This window comes from Frankia sp. RB5 (assembly GCF_059816245.1).
Genome location: NZ_JCBATA010000087.1, coordinates 1 through 16,085, shown reverse-complemented (window position 1 = coordinate 16,085; position 16,085 = coordinate 1). Strand labels below are relative to the sequence as shown.

General features: G+C 71.5%; 12 protein-coding genes and 1 pseudogene. 2 read left to right on the top strand and 11 right to left on the bottom strand.

Going from position 1 to position 16,085, the window contains the following annotated elements; translation table 11 throughout:
• Positions 1-33 precede the first annotated feature (33 nt).
• Genes AC6EXY_RS30440 through AC6EXY_RS30430 form a run of 3 tightly spaced genes read right to left on the bottom strand, consistent with a single transcriptional unit; the run spans position 34 to position 1,810 of the window.
• Positions 34-777, bottom strand: a complete 744-nt coding sequence (locus tag AC6EXY_RS30440) for a DUF8175 domain-containg protein (protein ID WP_133150585.1) — start codon at positions 775-777, stop codon at positions 34-36.
• 35 nt (positions 778-812) lie between these two features.
• Entirely contained in the window at positions 813-1,178 is a 366-nt protein-coding gene (locus AC6EXY_RS30435; protein ID WP_101830702.1) for a hypothetical protein, read from the bottom strand.
• A complete protein-coding gene (locus AC6EXY_RS30430; protein WP_133150584.1) occupies positions 1,175-1,810 on the bottom strand; it encodes a hypothetical protein in 636 nt (211 codons plus the stop codon). The genes AC6EXY_RS30435 and AC6EXY_RS30430 overlap by 4 nt, the downstream gene beginning before the upstream one ends.
• A 321-nt stretch (positions 1,811-2,131) precedes the next feature.
• Between AC6EXY_RS30430 and AC6EXY_RS30425 the strand changes: the two genes are divergently transcribed.
• Positions 2,132-3,172, top strand: coding sequence for a C40 family peptidase (locus tag AC6EXY_RS30425; RefSeq protein ID WP_243407276.1), 1,041 nt, complete (start codon positions 2,132-2,134; stop codon positions 3,170-3,172).
• A gap of 9 nt (positions 3,173-3,181) precedes the next feature.
• On the opposite strand, the gene AC6EXY_RS30420 is transcribed toward AC6EXY_RS30425, so the two are convergent.
• The 5 genes from AC6EXY_RS30420 to AC6EXY_RS30400 all read right to left on the bottom strand — a co-directional run bounded on the left by AC6EXY_RS30420 (position 3,182) and on the right by AC6EXY_RS30400 (position 12,287).
• Positions 3,182-5,050: an ArnT family glycosyltransferase gene (locus AC6EXY_RS30420; protein ID WP_499818798.1), complete on the bottom strand. Its 1,869-nt coding sequence runs from the start codon at positions 5,048-5,050 to the stop codon at positions 3,182-3,184.
• Complete coding sequence (locus tag AC6EXY_RS30415; protein WP_499818799.1) at positions 5,047-7,728, bottom strand: glycosyltransferase family 2 protein; 2,682 nt, start codon at positions 7,726-7,728, stop codon at positions 5,047-5,049. Before AC6EXY_RS30415 ends, AC6EXY_RS30420 begins: the two co-directional genes overlap by 4 nt.
• A 479-nt stretch (positions 7,729-8,207) precedes the next feature.
• Positions 8,208-9,692 carry a sensor histidine kinase gene (locus AC6EXY_RS30410; RefSeq protein WP_499818800.1) on the bottom strand — a complete coding sequence of 495 codons (1,485 nt, stop codon included), beginning with the start codon at positions 9,690-9,692 and terminating at the stop codon, positions 8,208-8,210.
• A gap of 179 nt (positions 9,693-9,871) precedes the next feature.
• Complete coding sequence (locus AC6EXY_RS30405; RefSeq protein ID WP_499818801.1) at positions 9,872-10,777, bottom strand: HpcH/HpaI aldolase/citrate lyase family protein; 906 nt, start codon at positions 10,775-10,777, stop codon at positions 9,872-9,874.
• Between the two features lie 295 nt (positions 10,778-11,072).
• Positions 11,073-12,287, bottom strand: a complete 1,215-nt coding sequence (locus AC6EXY_RS30400; RefSeq protein ID WP_101830697.1) for an RNA-guided endonuclease InsQ/TnpB family protein — start codon at positions 12,285-12,287, stop codon at positions 11,073-11,075.
• Between the two features lie 20 nt (positions 12,288-12,307).
• On the opposite strand from AC6EXY_RS30400, the pseudogene tnpA reads away from it, so the two are divergent.
• A pseudogene (gene tnpA, locus AC6EXY_RS30395) lies at positions 12,308-12,743 on the top strand (IS200/IS605 family transposase).
• Between the two features lie 310 nt (positions 12,744-13,053).
• Here the strand turns inward: tnpA and AC6EXY_RS30390 are convergent.
• The 3 genes from AC6EXY_RS30390 to AC6EXY_RS30380 all read right to left on the bottom strand — a co-directional run bounded on the left by AC6EXY_RS30390 (position 13,054) and on the right by AC6EXY_RS30380 (position 15,966).
• Complete coding sequence (locus AC6EXY_RS30390) at positions 13,054-13,425, bottom strand: hypothetical protein (protein WP_243407273.1); 372 nt, start codon at positions 13,423-13,425, stop codon at positions 13,054-13,056.
• A 90-nt stretch (positions 13,426-13,515) separates the two neighbouring features.
• The gene (locus AC6EXY_RS30385) at positions 13,516-14,364 is read right to left on the bottom strand and encodes a GNAT family N-acetyltransferase (RefSeq protein WP_499818802.1); all 849 of its coding nucleotides are present in this window, start codon (positions 14,362-14,364) and stop codon (positions 13,516-13,518) included.
• Between the two features lie 69 nt (positions 14,365-14,433).
• Positions 14,434-15,966, bottom strand: coding sequence for an ATP-binding protein (locus tag AC6EXY_RS30380; protein WP_499818803.1), 1,533 nt, complete (start codon positions 15,964-15,966; stop codon positions 14,434-14,436).
• Between the last annotated feature and the right edge of the window lie 119 nt (positions 15,967-16,085).

Here is a 16,085-nt window from a genome sequence, read left to right as displayed (position 1 = left end):
ACATCGTTCAATATGCGCACTGGGGTAGGAAGGTCAGGCAAGTTGGAACTCCCTCCATCCGCTGGCCTGGTACTCGTCCCTGCTGTTACCCGACGGGAGGGGATGAGTTTTCGAGACGTCTTTGATGTCGTCCAGGCGCCAGTCGTCGCCCTGCCAGACGAGATGGAATTCATTCGCCCAGAGACTGGAACCCGTTACTCCCGTGGCATCGCCGACCTGCAGGGTCGCCAGAACGGAGACCGAAACGCCGTCGGCGTCTTCCGTGGACGTCACGCCACAGGCCAAAGGCGTCGCGGTAGACCAGAAGTCTGCCGCAAGTGGATGCTCTCGGTAGCCTTCCCGGAGGGTAGGAGCGTCCCGCGTATAGGCAGCTGCCGTTTCGATGGTCCGGAACACGTCGAGCTGCCGATCCTCGCCCGTTGGAAGGATCAGCGACGTCCAGCGGACGGCGGCAGAGGCCGCTCCGTCGGGCGTGTGGGGGAAACCGAGGGGGACGCCGTTCGAGGCAGCGCGGGCGGGATGGGGCAGAAGCAGGGGCGCGGTGGGATCCGCAGTGGCTGAGCGGCCTGGTTGGGGTGAGGGGATGCCGAAGCGGGTCGGCGCCGGCGCCGAGGGCGGGGCGGCAGCGGGATGGCTGCCGTCGCCTCCGCCGGTAAGGGCGACGGTGACCCCGACGGTCGCGGCGATCAGGACGACGACGGCGACGGCAGCGAGAAGAAGGGAACGCCGTCTGCGGGGTGGGCCGCCGTGCGGGGACATCTGCTGGGTCAGGCTCATGTCCACACGCTCCCTCTCCGTGCCGGCTGCCGGGGTCAGACCGAGAGGTTGTAGAAGGTGTTGACGAGCGGGATCGCGATGCCGACCAGGAAGCCGCAGCCCACCGCCCAGCCGAAGGCGGTCAGACCGCGGTCGAATTGCTGGGGACGCGCCGACATCCGTGCCCAGCCGGCGAAGCCCGCCGAGATGAGCGCAGCGATTCCGCAGGCGGTCACCGCCCCGTACATCGACCAGGAAAGGATCTTGTTCAGGGCGTCGGACGCCTGGTGAGGAAGCCCGTCGGTGCCCGGGTTGACCGCCGGGAGCGGGTCGCGGCCGCTCGGCGCCCCCGCGCCGCCTGTGCCTGGCGACGGTGTGGCGGCGAGTAGCAGCGTGGCGTGTGCGGCAAGTTGCTGGATCATGCTGCGTCCTCCAGAGCAAGGCGTTGGACCAGAGCGTCGGCGGCACGCTCGGCATCACGGCCGCCATGACCGGCGTCGAGACGCCCGCTGGCGCGTACGGACGGCAGGTGTGGGACGCGGGTGATCGCGCCGACCTCGCCGTCGAGCATCACCATCCGCGCCCGGGCGGGCCTCGGGATGCGTCCCTCGTTGATGTCGACCACGGCGGCGACCAGGTCCTCGGGGCGCACGCCGGCCTGACGCAGGGCACGGGCGGCGGTCACCGCCTGCTGCAGCGGTCCGGTCGCGGACGCCGCCACGAGGACCACCCGTACGCCTGGCTCGGTCAGTAGCCGGTACCAGCGTGGGGCGTGCAGCAGGTAGAGCACCGGGTCGTAGGAGTCGACGACCAGCGTCGCCCAGCCCGGATCCGCGCCTTCGACCACGCTGACACTGTCGACCCGCCGCAGCGGCTCGTCCGGAGCCAGCACATGGTAATCGCCGCCGTAGCCGGGCATCGTCGCCAGGCCGTTCGGGCCCCGAGGCAGGGTTCGACGAAGGCTGAACAGTCCCGGCGCGTCGTCGATGACGACCAGCGGGCCGGTCACGCACAGCCGCCGGGCCAGCAGGTCCGCTGTCGTCGAGCGACCCATCCCACCACCTGCGGCGACCACGACCACCAGGTCGCTCAGGGAAGCAGCAGGTGTGGAGGGTGCACCGAACTCGTCGAGAGCGGCCGGTGGACCTTGGGCCGGAAGCGCGGCGCGGCCGTCCGTCTGCGGCACCCACCTGCCGGTCGGCGCGGGCATCCCCGGCGTACCCCCCGTTTGCCATGTCGGTGACCTTGAGCGAGAAGATGTGCGCGTATTGGCGCGATCCGGTTTGTCACGGTAGCGTCACCATCACAGCAAATCAAGCTTAATAAGCTTAAAGATCAAAAAGTCGGTCATGACCGCATCTGGGTGGGGTGGGCGGTGGCCACGGAGTCGGCGTCAGGCAGCGGAACCACGTCGTCGCCGATCATGATCGCTCTGGTCGCAGGACTCGCCCTAATAGTCGCCGCTGCTGGAGCCCTCGCCGTCCTCACCGGTGCGGGCGCCTTCGGGGGGCTCGGCGATTCGGGCGGTGCCGACACGCCTGCCGTCACCGCGGCCGTCGCCGACATCCCTGCCGCCTACGTCGGACCGATCATCAGCGCGGCCCGGACCTGCCCCACGTTGAGCCCGGGTCTGCTCGCCGCCCAGCTGAAGCAGGAGTCCGGGTTCAATCCGACCGCGCGCTCCCCCGCCGGCGCCGTCGGCATCGCCCAGTTCACCCCGCCCACCTGGGCGACACATGGCGTCGACGGTGACGGCGACGGCCGCGCCGACCCGCTCAACCCCGCCGATGCCATCCCCGCCGCGGCCCGCTACGACTGCGCCGTGGCCGCCACCGTCGCCCGCCTCGGCGACCCCGTCCGCCTCATGCTCGCTGCCTACAACGCCGGCCCCGGCGCCGTCCTCGCCGCCGGCGGCGTCCCGCCCTACGCCGAGACCCAGACGTATGTCGCCCGCATCCTCACCAGCGCGCCCGCCATGACCGCGGCGATCGGGGCGGCCACCGCCCCGGTCGGAGCCGTCGCGCCGGCCGCCGCTGCCGCCATCGCCTTCGCCCGCGCCCAGCTCGGCAAGCCCTACCACCTCGGCGCGAACGGCCCCGACACCTGGGACTGCTCCTCCCTCGTGCAGGCCGCCTACGCCACCGCCGGCATCTCGCTCCCCCGCACCACCTACGACCAGGCCGGACACTCCGGACCCACCATCCCGCTCAGTGAGATCAACCAGTGGCGGCCCGGCGACCTGCTGTTCGCGGCAGGCTCCGACGGCACCCCCGACAACCCCGGCCACGTCGGCATCTACCTCGGCAACCACCAGGTCCTGCATGCACCGAAGACCGGCGACGTAGTCAAGATCGCGCCCCTGGACCATTTCGAGAGGGTTACCGGCGTCACCCGTCCCGCCGCTCTCGGACGCTGAAGGGCCCAGTCAGGATTCGGCGCGGCGCCAGATGGTCCAGCCGCCGGGTTCGGGGAGTCTGGCGATCTGGCGGTACTTCGTCGGGTCCTGGAGAATGTCGTGGATCTTCCAGTCGAGCATCGCGGAGGGTCCGAAGCGCAGGACGACGATGTCGAAGTAGCGGTCGGTGAGGGCGCGGCGGTAGGCGGCGGTGCCCGTGTAGACGGCGCCGGTGCGCGGATCCCGGTAGTAGAGGAAATAGGTGCCGTTCCACTGCCAGGGGGCCGTGACGTCGCGCAGGTAGTAGCGGGGCACCTCCGATTCCTCGACCAGGTAGTGGCCGGAACCGAACCGGACCTGCGTGCGCAGCAGCGCGGTCAGTGGCCGGCTGTCAGCCCAGACCTGGAAGAGGTCCTGCGCGCCGCGCGCCCCGCCGGCCAGCAGGACGACGGCGGCCAGCGCGGCGGCGATGACGCGGGGGGCCAGCGGGCGGCGCGGGTCGTGGACGTCGAGGCGGGCGAGCAGGGCCACGAGTCCCGCCCCGGCGAGCGGCGCGGCGAAGGCGACCCCGAACGCCACGTGCTTGTGCAGCGAGGTCAGCTCACCGGAACGCGCCTGGACGGCGATCGGCAGCAGCGAGGAGCCCAGCAGGAGTGCCGCGAGCGCGGGGCGCCGGCGCGCGACGAGCGGCAGGCCGGCCACCGCGACGATCAGCGTCGGCGCGGCCCATTCCAGCCCTCGCCGCGCCACCTCCACCGCCGACGTCGGGCCGACCGGGCGCCGCGACAGCGTGGTCGTGACGAGGCCCCGGAGCTGGTCCGTCCCCGTCAACCCGAGCCAGGCACCGACCACGCAGGCCGTGCCGACCGCCGCGGCCAGGAGGAGAACGAGCGGCGGCGCGGATGCCGGCGCGGATGAGGTGGTGGCGGCTGGGCGGCGGGTCCGGTGCGCCGCCATCACGATGAGCGCGGCGGCCGACGGGACGAACAGCGCCGCCACGTACTTGGTCACCACCGCCGCCGCGAGCAGGCAGCCCGCGCTGAACGCCCACAGCGCGCCGCGCCACAGGTTGCCGCGCCGCGGATCGCCGCGCCGCCGACCAGGACGTGGCCGTGCGCGCCGGGGGAGTCCGGCGGCGCGCAGGCCGGCGGCCAGCCCGCCGGTGAGCAGCATCAGAGCCATCGCGTCGTACGTCGCGAAATGGCCGATGAACAGGACGGGCCCGGACAGCACGAACGCGGTGGCGCCGGCGACCCCGGCGGCCCGTCCGTACAGCGACCGGCCCACCGAGGCGACCAGGAGCGTCGTCATCACGGCGCATACCAGGCTGAGCATCCGGGCCGCGGCGAGACCGCCAAGGGCATCGGCCAGCGCGCCGAGCGGTGGATAGACGTAGGGCGATCCCGAGAAATAGGAGCCGAAGTCCTCCGCCGTCGGAGTGCCGTTGCGCAGGGAGGCGATGATCTGGTGCCCGGCATCCAGGTAGAGCGCCTCGTCCTGAAACGCCGTCGACGACAGGTTGATCGACGTCAGCACCTGCACGGCGACGACCGCGGCCAGCCCGGATCGCGGGCCGACGCGACCACGACGCCCATGCCGCCGCCGACCACGCGCTTCCACCGCGTCATCCGGCTCGGCGGGATCGGCGGGATCGGCCGGGCGGTCCCGTTCCCGCGGGTCAGGGAACGCGGAATCCGCGACCGGTGATTCCGGAAACGCCGACGTGCGCGGGAACTCGGATGAGTCCGGAAACACGGAAGAGGCCGGCGGCAGCGGGTCCGGGAGCAGCAGATCCAAGGTCGGCTCATCCCAGCTCGGCGCGTCCCAGCTGGGCGCATCCCGGCGAGGAGAGTCCGGGGAGAGGGTGGGTCTGGAGTACTCCGTGGTCCGGGTGCTCATGAGTCCACTTCGCATTCGGCGGCGGGACGGGAATGGTCCGCAACCGGTCCAACCCGTCGGGAGTCGTCCTGCCGGAGGATCCGCGCGGTCAGATAGGCGCCGGTGCGCCAGGCGGCGAACGTCCGACCGGACGCGTGCGGATCAGGGCCGTCCGTCTGGTAGACGAGGCCGATCGCCCGGGCGGAGCGCGCGGCGTTCACCGCCGTTCCCAGCCAGGAACCGACCGTATGCGGATCACCCGTCGCGGCCAGGGTGACCAGCAACGGCTTGCCGGGATGGGCCAGGCGTACGTGGGTCAGTTCCGCGCGGGGATCCACCCACCGCGTGCCGCGGTACTGGATCCAGGTGACGGCGACGACGTCGATCTGGTCGGCCGGCGGGCGGACGCCGGCGTCGTCGGCGGGCGCGGCGGGCTGCCAGGTCCAGGCCACGTTGTCGGCGTGATGGTCGGCGAAGATCGTCCGGATGTGTGCCCAGGCCCTGGCCGAGTCCGCCGGTACCCCGCCGTTCGCCACCGCGGAACTGGCCGCGTAGTTGCGGTCGACCGACGGCAGCACCGTCAGGTACAGCGGATGCCCCCAGGCGGCGACGGCCCGCGCCCACCGTCGCAGGCCGGCGTCCTGGACGTCGTTGACGACGGCCGGCAGCGCGGACGTCAGGGAACCGTCGCCGTCGCGGGTGAAGGTCAGGGTGAGCCAGGGAATGCCTCCCGCCGACCGGACCTGGTCGGCCCACCGCACGGGAAATCGCTCGCCGATCTCGGCGGAGTGGGCCGAGATCCGATTCATGCCGAGTTCCCGGGCGAGGGTGGAGTAACCGGCGTAGGAACCGGCGGTGACGGCGAGCCCGGCGCGCATCTCCCGCGCACAGGCCGCGGCATGAAAGGGCGCCGCACGCGCGCCGGAATCCTCCGCCCGAAGGCCGACGGCGAGTGCGGGCGCGACCACCAGCACGCAGCCGGCGACGCCCGCGACACGCAGCGGCACGGGGACCCGCCCCAGTCGCCGCTCCCGACGGCCGTCCTCCCCGCGGCGCCGCTCCGGGCCGCGCTGTCGGTGCGCGGCCGGAGCCCGGCGCGCGTCCCAGGCGGCGAGCGCGCAGAACGCGGTCAGCATCGCCGCCATGTAGGCGATCCAGGCGCCCGCGATGAGACCGCGTGCGGACAGACCGCGGATCATCAGGGTGGCCAGGCCGGTCAGGCAGAGCGCCAAGGCCGCGAGGTGGGGCAGCAACGGTCGCCAGGACGCGGCACCGTCCCGCTGCTTGGAGGTGATCGTGAACGTGCTGCGGGAACCCGTCAGCACCGTGAGGGCCGCCGTCACGAGCACGGGGAACGAGATGAATCCGGCCACGACCCCGCGCCAGGTGGACCGTCCTCGGGCCGCGATCCAGAACGCCGCCTGCCCACAGACGAAGTACGGGACGAAATGCTGCAGGAATCCGGTCGCGTCGGCGCCGCGGACGGCCGGGGTGCCGCTGACCACGAAGACGACCGGGGACAACAGGTAGACGAGGTCGCGCACGCCGGAGATGTAGTGCGTGCAGGCAAGTCCGTACTGGAGCCGTTGCGCGGCCGACAGGCCGCTGCCGGGGCGGAGGAGATCCTTCCAGTGCCGCCGGAGCACTTCGAAGGTGCCGCGCGCCCAGCGGTTCTGCTGTTTCAGATAACTCGCCGCGTCGACCGGCCCGAGGCCCTCGGCGAACTTTCCTTCCAGATAGACACCGCGCCAGTCCGGGGCCAGTCGGATGGAGGCGGCGAAGTCCTCCGTCACCGAGTCGCGCGGCATCCCGCCGATGGAGTCCAGCGCCGCGGCCCTGATCACGACATTGGTGCCGCAGATGAAGGCCGAGTTGCGGGCGGCCTTTCCCGGGCAGAGCACCTCGTAGAAGAGCGCCTGCTGGTCGGCGGCCCACCGCGCCATCGGCAGGTCGGTGTTCCGGTAGTACTGCGCCGTCTGCACCCAGCCCACCACGGGGTCGGCGAACGGGGCCACGGTGGCGAGCAGGAAGTCGGGCGTCGGCACCATGTCGGCGTCGAGGATCGCCACCAGCGCGTCGCCGGTCGCACCGACCAGTTCCCGCACGTGCTCGATGTTTCCCGCCTTCGCCCCGCCGGCCGTCGAGCGGGTGACGCACATGACGCCCAGCCGCGTGACCGCCCTCTCGACGTGCTGCCAGTCCGGGCTGCCCGCGACCCGGCCGTCATTGCAGACGATGACGTGTATCCGCGCGGACGGATGACGCCGCAGGTACTCCGCGCGGGCCGCCAGCGCGCCGATGACCGTCGGCTCGAGAACCGCCATGGACTCGCCGGCCGTGGGGATGAGGAGGTAGATGGGAAGACGGCTCGGATCGTGGATGCGCCGGGTCGGGACGGCGTCCTTCGGCCAGATCGTCGCCTGCAGGCCAAGAGCATGGGCAGCACCGAACATCTCGGCGGCGAGCAGCGGGACCGCGAGCCACGCGGCCGACCAGTTCGTCACCGACAGGCGCCACACCAGATAGTCGACCGTGCTGGTGAGAACGCCGACGGTGCTCGTCGCGATCCAGATCTGGCCACGTGTGCGGCCGGAGCCGGCGAGCAGGCCGAACGTCACGAGCGGCGTGACGGCACAGGCCCATGGACCGGGCCTGCACCACACGAGGGCACCGACGAGCGCCGTCCCGACGAGCGCCATCCCGACGAGCGCTGCCGGGAATCGCCCGCGAAGAACTCTCCCCCGCATCTCTCAGCGGGCGATGCGCACGGGACGGCGGGCGTCAGCCCCCCACCGGCGGCTTCGGCATACTTCCCCCGACCTCGGACACACGGCTCTGGTCATTGTCACGAGGATCCCCCAGCACATTTGTAGCCACCGCGTTTCCGGTCGCGGCGGCAACCCCTGGCGGCGGACGCTACCACCCACTGCCATAAACCACCCACTCCGTCCGGCCGGTGGGCGCGTCCCGCGAATCCTGCTTTTAGGGTGACCTTTACCGGCGGTATGAAGCAGCCCAAAAAGGCCGTACCGGAAGGCCGCTCGCCCGCCGCCGCGGCGGCGATTCCCCGCGTTTGCCGCTCATCGCCGGAAACCACCGTCACACTCGGGGCACGCCGGGGATCACAGGTCGCCGACCTCCGCGGCCGTTGGGTGCGGTGGACCGGGCGGCGGCGGGCTCAGGCGTGGACGGGGAGGTCGATGGTGATGCGCGTGGGCCCGCCCGGTGGGCTCGCGACGTCCATCCAGCCGTCGACGGTGCGGACCCGCTCGACGAGGCCCGCGAGACCGCTGCCGGCCGCCGGGTCGGCACTGGCGCCGCCCTGGCCGTCGTCGCTGACCGTGATGCGCACGCGGCCGGCGCGGCCGATGACGCCGACCTGGGCCTCGGTCGCGCGGCTGTGCTTGGCCACGTTCGTGAGCAGTTCCGCGACGCAGAAGTAGGCGATCGTCTCGATCGCGGCCGAGGGCCGTTTCGGCAGGTCGACGCGGATCTGGACGGGCAGCGGGCCGCGCGCGGTGAGGCTGGTCAGGGCGGCCTCGAGGCCGGCGTCGAGGATCGGCGGGTGGATGCCGCGGGCGAGGTCGCGCAGCTCGACGAGGGCCTCCTTGACGTCGCGGTGGGCGGCGTCGACGAGTTCGCGGGTCTCGTCGAGGTCGACCTTGTCGCCGTCGGCGGCGAGCCGCTCGCGGACGATGCCGAGGTTCATCGCCATGCCGACGAGCCGGGCCTGCGCGCCGTCATGGAGGTCGCGTTCGATCCGGCGCAGGGCGGCGGCGGAGTCGTCGACCGCGGAAGACCGGGTGTGTTCGAGCTCCCGCATCCGGGCCGCCGCCAGCGACCGCTGGGTGGGGCCGAGCAGCCCGCGGATCAGCAGCCGGTCCAGCATCACCAGCCCGCGCACCACCGGCACGGCGAGCAGCAGTAGCACCACCCCGGCGGCGATCCCCAGGCCCATCCTCGGCCAGGTGTCGAGGAAGTAGTCGGTGCCGAAGGACGCCCCGCGGTGGGCCACACCGTGGCTGTCGTGCTGCACCGGCAGGTAGTGACGCCAGATCGGATAGGTGACGGCGCCGAGCCCGTCGACCCACAGCACCACCGAGAACACCACGTTGACGATCGCCAGCGGGAACTTGAGCAGCAGGTAGCAGAACGCCCGCCAGCCCGCACCGTCCCCGAGCCCGGCGAAGACCCAGCCCAGCAGGCCCCGCCGGCGCTGGCGCAGCGGCAGCGGCGCGCGGACCCGCTCCCCCAGCAGCTCGGCGGCGAGGGAACGCTGCATGGCGCCGAGCCCGCGGGCCCCGCGCAGCATCCCGGCCAGCAGCGGCAGCCCGAGGAACGTGACGGCGAGCGCCGATCCCGCTGAGATCGCCACCACCACGTAGGCGAAGCCGAGGATGGCCAGCGGCAGGTCGACCAGCGTGTAGGCGAACTCCCGCCCAGCCCGCCAGCGCAGTCGCCGCGCCGCGCCGCGCCCGGCGGGGTAGGCGACGGCTGACCGCTCGGGCGAAGCCGGATCGCGCGGTGCGTGCTCCCGCCCACGCTCACGCAGCGGCTCGTAGGCCGGGTCGTCAGCCGGTTCGTCAGCCGGTTCGTCAGCCGGTTCGTCAGCCGGTTCGTCGGCCGGTTCGTCGGCCGGTTCGAGCGGGACGGTCATGGTCATCGACGCCTCGGGGTGCGGTGGGTCTCGGCGAGACGCCGGGCGCGGCGGCCGTCACGGGGACGGCTGCCGGAGCTCGGCGGCGGACATCTCCACCCTGCCCCCGTCGCCGGCGCCGTCCCAGCCGGTGCGCCCACCGGCGATGGTCGGGTTATCCCGACCATCGCCCACGCGGCGGGCGACTACCGGGCGGCGGCGAGCTCGGCGATGGCGGCGTCGACGGCGAGCAGGCGCCGGGCGTTGTCGACGTGCAGGTTTTCGATCATCCGACCGTTGACGGTGACGACGCCCCGCCCCTCGGCCACCGCCTCCTCGAAGGCCCGCACGATCTCGGTGGCCTCGGTGAGCTGCTTGCCCGACGGCGAGAACGCCTCGTTGCACGGCTCGACCTGACCCGGGTGGATCAGCGTCTTGCCGTCGAAGCCCAGCTCGCGGCCCTGCTGGCACTCGGCGGCGAAGCCCTCGGCGTTGCGCACGTCGTTGTAGACGCCGTCGATGATCGCCTTGCCGGCGGCGCGCGCCGCGAGCAGGCACAGGCCGAGACCCGGCAGCAGCGGCGCGCGGCCCGGGACATGCTCGGCGCGCAGCTCGTTGGCCAGGTCGTTCGTGCCCATGACGAGGACGGCGAGCCGCGGCGACGCCGCCGCGATCTCCAGAGCGCGCAGCATGGCGATCGGCGTCTCGACCATCGCCCAGATCTTCGTCCGCTCCGGCGCGCCCGCCGCGACGAGATCGGCCTCGATGGCGTGCACCTCGTCGGCCGAGCTGACCTTGGGTACGAGGACGGCGTCCGGGCCGGCCTTGGCGGCGGCGCGCAGGTCGTCGGCGTGCCAGGAGGTGTCCCGGCCGTTCACCCGGATGATCACCTCGCGGTGCCCGTAGGCGCCCTCGGCCGCCAGCGCGCACACCCGCTCGCGGGCCGCTTCCTTCGCCGCGGGGGCGACCGCGTCCTCGAGGTCGAGGATGAGGGCGTCCGCGGGAAGGCCCTTCGCCTTCTCCAGCGCCCGCTCGTTGGCGCCCGGCATGTAAAGCACTGACCGCCGCGGCCGGAAGTCCGTCGCCGTCGCCTGGTTCCCGTCGGCCGTCACCGTTCTCCTCCGTCGCTGTGATCACATCCCGCGACCCGCGACCCGCGACCACCGCGGGCCCCCGCCCCGCCGGCCCGCGGCGCGGCCCCGCCCATACCGCCCGGCCCAGCCGGATGCGGCGCCCTCACCCTACTGTCCGCCCCCACCGCGCGCCTTGATCACCAACGCCCGTCACACTCCCACCACCCGAGTTCCTGATGAGCGACTGCGTTCCGCGGAACGTTCGGAGGTCGCCGCTTGACGTCCTCCCCGCCCTGAGCTGAGGGACGGGGATTTCCTACCGTGTCGCGTGGGTTCACGCGGCACCTCGCTGGGTTCCTGCTTCGACGCCCACCGCCGGAACGAGTTCCGGTCTTACATCGGCTCGGCAGGCGTTTTCCGTCTCCGCCCGCCCGGCGGCGACGATCCGACGGCCCTCGAACAGAATGTTCCGGGCCGCGTTCAGATCACGATCATGTGTGGTGTTGCAGGCCGGGCACGTCCAGGTCCGCACCGCGAGCGGTTTCGGCCCGTCCCTGGTCCCGCAGGCTGAGCACACCTGTGACGACGGGAAGAACCGGCCCACCCGCACCACGGTGCGGCCCCGGCGGCCCGCCTTCTGTTCGATCAGCCCGACCAGCGATGCCCACCCGGCGTCGTACACCGACCGGGCCAGCCTCGTCCGACCGAGACCCGACACGGCGAGATCCTCGACGTAGACCGCTTGGTGATCGCGGACAAGTCGAGCAGCGATCTTGTGGTGCTGATCGTGGCGGGTCTCCCGCACCTTCCGGTGCAGCACCGCCACCCGGCGGACCGCCTTACGACGGTTCACCGAACCCTTCTCCTTCCGGGCCAGTGCCCGCTGGACGCGGGCAAGACGGCGCTGTTGCGAGCGCAGATGACGCGGGTTGACGATCACCTCGCCCGTCGACAGCGTCGCCAGCCGGCCCAGACCGAGATCGATCCCCACGTCGCCAGCCACCTGCGGGTATGGCTCGTCCGCGACGTCGACGACGAACGACACGTAGTACCGGCCGTCCGCCTCCCGGATCACCGTGACCGACGACGGGACCGACGGCAGGTCCCGCGACCAGGCCAGCTCGACATCCCCGACCTTCGCGATCCGCACACCCCGGGCGGTGACAGCGAATCCGTTACGGGTGAGCCGGACCGACTGCCGGTTGTCCTTGCGGGACCGGAACCGGGGATGCCCCACCCGCCTCCCTTTCCGTTTCCCGGACAGCGAGTCGAACCAGTTCCGAAACGCGCGGCGCGCGTCCTGGCACGCCTGCACCAGCACCACCGAGGACACCTCACCCAGCCACACCCGTTGCGGGGCCTGCCTGGCGAGGGTGACCACCCGGCGCTGCACCTCAGCGTCGGAAAGCTTCTCCCCGGCCGCGTGCGCCGTGTCGCGCAGCCGGATCGCGTCGTTGTAGACGACCCGGGCACAACCGAACGCCCGCGCCAACGCCCGCACCTGCCCCGGTGACGGGTAGGCGCGGTAGCGGTAACGGACAGCCGGCATGCCGTCATCATGCTCGGTCCATGACCATCTCCGACGACCACCGACGTGGCAGGCATGTGGTTTCCGCGCTTCACGTTCACGTGGTCTTCCTGACGAAGTACCGGCGGGATGTGTTCGACACGGCGATGCTCGACGCCTGCCAGCGGACCATGCGCGACGTGTGCGACGTGTGCGACGACCTTGGCGCCCGCCTGGTCGAGTTCAACGGCGAAGACGACCACGTACACCTGCTCGTCGAATACCCGCCGAAGGTCGCCGTGTCCACGCTCGTGAACTCACTGAAAGGGCATGTCCGCACGGATCCTGCGCGCCGAGCTCACCGGCCAGGTGAACCACGCCTCGACACGCGGGCATTTCTGGTCCCCGCCGTACCTCGCGGTATCCGCCGGCGGCGCCCCGACCACGCTGTTACGCGAGTACATCGACAGGCAACGGCGACCAGCCCCGATACGCTAACCCCGCCCTGAAGGACGAGGCTTGCCCGCTACGAATCCAGGTCACACGGGGCCGCGGCGACGCCCGTCCGGGGTCGAGGGATCCTCGGGGGGCTCGGCGGTGGGGCCGTAGCCGGGCGCCCAGAGGGTTCGCAGCGGCTTTCCATGCGGGCACGTTCCGCGGTCGGGAACCGCCTCGACGGCTCCCGTCGAGGCGAGTTGGGCGCCGCGGCGACGGCGGCAGTGCCGGCAGGCGACCAACGTCAGCATGCGGACCGACGGTCGGCGTTCCGGCTGGCCCGCTTGGGACGGCCCGTTGTCCGCGCTACCGCTCACCGTCTGGCCCTCGTGAGACGGCCCGTTCCGTCGCAGGCCGCGCAGTCGGCGTTCTGCGTTCCGGTGAAGCCGCCGTCGTCGTCGGCTTCCAGCCGGTCGGCGGCTTTCTTCCCGGTTCCGTTGCAGGCGGGGCAGTCGGCGGTCTCGACGGGGTCGAGGTCGGCGGAGCGGCCGCCCCCACGCTTGGCGTAGGTCCGCTCGATGTCGGGATCGTCCTTCGAGCTGGCCGATCCGCCCGCCCCACCTCGCTTGACGCTGTCACGACCGGTGGACGCCCCTCCCCTCGACGATCCCCGCTTGTTCCACACCATGACGGCACGGTAGGACCACATCGACGTGCTGGAAATCGAGCGGCCCGAATCCGTCACCGACTGGCACACCTTGCGGCTTTGCTTCGCGTCCAAGACGAACGCGCGAGAGCCCGCACCAGCGCAGCGCCGGCCGATGCGCCGCCGCCGTCAACCGAGCGTGGCCGACGGCGCGAACCGCAGCGCGACGCGATCCTCCACCGCCACGAATCCGAGCCGCCGGTAAATGCCGTTACTGGCGGGGTTCGCCAGGTCGGTGAACAGCAGAATCGTGGCCACCCCGGCATCCAGCGCCGCCCGACTGACCGCCGCCGTCACCGCCGCCGCGTAACCTCGCCGCCGGAACCGGGCAGGCGTATAGACCGGACCGACGCGGATTGTCCCGCCCAGCGGTCGAGTACCTCCCGCCATGGCAACCGGGACACCGTCGACGTCCCACAGGGAGAGGCCGCCATACTCGAGACGATCGTCGACCCGGCCCGCGGCGTTGCCAGCGACGTCACCGGTCTCCGCCCAGAACGCCGCCATCCAGGCCGCCAGCAGCTCCCGGTCGGCCGTCTCGGCCACACGGGAACGGCCAGCGGGCGCCGGCGAGGGCGGAGCCAGCCGCCCGAGCCGGTACAGGTGCTCCCGGCGGTGAACCTGCGCGCTGGCCGCCGTCCTGCGCCGCCAGGAGGAGGCGAACAAGGTGGCGGTCCGCTCGTCCGCGTTCACCCCGAGCAGCGACCTCGACCGCGGCCACGACGCGACCAGCGGCTCCACGGCTCGCGGCGGAATCGCCGTCATCAGGAGCCCGTGCGGCGGAGTATGTAGGAACGCTCCCTCGACGTGCCCGCCCCCCGACTGCCACCAGCCGAACAGCGGAAATCCGTCCCCGAATGCCGTCGCTCCTCGCACCCGCAGCGTGTCGCAGACGGTCACCAGCACGGTGTTCTCCACCGGCCGGGATGCCAGGAAGTCACCCGCCGCCGCGAGAAACTCCTCGACGCTCTCCGTCAACCTCCATCCCATACACACTATTGTCCCAACCACTGCCACCAGGACGCACCTGGTTTTTCCGCCTCGCTGTCAGGCTCGGAGGAGTGTGATGGAGCGACCGGCGGGGCTGGTGACAGCGGTGGTGCTTGTGCGTTCGGTGATGGGCGGAGCCTCGGGCCGGGCGTCGAAGATGACGAGGACTCCATGTTCGAGGCCGAGACGGTCGAGATAGCCGTCGAGCTGGGCCAGGCCGCGCTGGAGGGGGTCCGATTCCCCCGCTCGGCGAACCTTGAGTTCGAGGGCCTCGCGCTGCCAGCACCGGGTGGCGTCCGGCCCGTAATAGGGCCAGCGGATGAGCAGGTCGATACGGCCGCGCCCGATCCGGTATTCACGGTCGACATAGCCGCCACCGTTCACGACGCGCTGGAGGAAGCCCATCAGGACGAGTTGGGAAGCCGCCTCGGGATAGCGGCGACCGGAGGCGAGGATCTCGCCGTTCTCCACCCAGAAGCGGCTGAACTCCGCGAGCATCGTCGTCATGTCGAACCGACCGTCGGGAAGGACGAAGGAGCGGGGGTCGGCGAACACCACGGCCTCGACGCCGTCGGTCAGGACCCGGGCGATGACCTCCCGGTAGATCGGGTTGGCGATCCGTACCGGATTGCGCGGGGCGATCAGGCCGAGGTCGCGGACGTAGGTGAGGTCGTCGTCGTAGGTGTCCAGATTGACCAGCGTGCCGGCCAGAACTGGTTCGAGCACTCGGCGCACACGCGGCTCGGCGAGCGTGGCGGCCAGCGAGTCGAGATGCGTCGCACGGGCCTGGATCAGCTGCTCCTTCGCCTGCTCCACATACTCGGCGGTAATCGGCTCCGACGTCGGTACCCGCATCTCCTCCACGACCTCGCGGGCGAGCGCGTTGACGAGCCAGGGCTGGCCGGCGGTCAGCTCGATCGCCCGCCGGACCGCCTCCTCGGTGAAGTCCTGTCCCGTGTCGGCCGTATGCTGCCCATACAGGTCGCGCACCTCGAGCGGGGTGAAGTCACCCAGTCGAAGCGACTTCACCTTGATGTTGAACGGGCTCGCGGACCCCAGGCGAGTCGAGTCGCCTCCGGACGCGGCTTTATATTCGCGGACGTCGCGGAGGCCGCAGAGGGCCACCGAGGCAGGGAAGGTTTCTGGTCGTTCGCTGAAGCCCGCCCGCAACTGCCGCAGCACGCTGATCAGGCTCCGCCCGCGCAGCGCGTCAACCTCGTCGAAGAAGAGGACCAGCGGCCGCGGACACACTCGCGCCCAGGCCGACAACGATCGCCGAAGCGGATTCTCCGCGAGCAGGTCAGGCCACGCCGGCGGGCGAAGGCTTTCAGGCAGCGCCGCGTCGGCCCGGTCACGGATCTCCTGCAGGATGCTCCGCTCGGCCGCGCGGAAGTCGTCGCCCGCGGCCTCACCGATCTCGCAGGAGAAGTACAGCGCGGCGCACTGACCGGACTCGGTCAGTTCTGCCGCCAGGGCCCTCAAGGCCGTCGTCTTGCCCGTCTGCCGTGGCGCGTGCACCACGAAATAGCCGTCCTGGCCAACGAGTCCGGGTGCTTCCGGCAGGCGGGACAAAGCCGGTACCATGAGCATTTTCAATGTTATTTTACGTGAATTGCGGGAATGTTCCGTCGCGCGCGTTTAAGAGAAAGTCCGGCGAACCAGCCGGAGAGTGGAAGTTGTCCGACTACTGTCCGTCCAGGCGGGAGAAA

Excerpts from the sequence above, each read along its gene's own strand:
- AC6EXY_RS30440 (WP_133150585.1), bottom strand. The coding sequence starts at position 777 with ATGAGCCTGACCCAGCAGATGTCCCCGCACGGCGGCCCACCCCGCAGA.
- AC6EXY_RS30435 (WP_101830702.1), bottom strand. The coding sequence starts at position 1,178 with ATGATCCAGCAACTTGCCGCACACGCCACGCTGCTACTCGCCGCCACA.
- AC6EXY_RS30430 (WP_133150584.1), bottom strand. The coding sequence starts at position 1,810 with ATGGGTCGCTCGACGACAGCGGACCTGCTGGCCCGGCGGCTGTGCGTG.
- AC6EXY_RS30420 (WP_499818798.1), bottom strand. The coding sequence starts at position 5,050 with ATGAGCACCCGGACCACGGAGTACTCCAGACCCACCCTCTCCCCGGAC.
- AC6EXY_RS30415 (WP_499818799.1), bottom strand. The coding sequence starts at position 7,728 with ATGGCGCTCGTCGGGACGGCGCTCGTCGGTGCCCTCGTGTGGTGCAGG.
- AC6EXY_RS30410 (WP_499818800.1), bottom strand. The coding sequence starts at position 9,692 with ATGACCATGACCGTCCCGCTCGAACCGGCCGACGAACCGGCCGACGAA.
- AC6EXY_RS30400 (WP_101830697.1), bottom strand. The coding sequence starts at position 12,287 with ATGCCGGCTGTCCGTTACCGCTACCGCGCCTACCCGTCACCGGGGCAG.
- AC6EXY_RS30380 (WP_499818803.1), bottom strand. The coding sequence starts at position 15,966 with ATGCTCATGGTACCGGCTTTGTCCCGCCTGCCGGAAGCACCCGGACTC.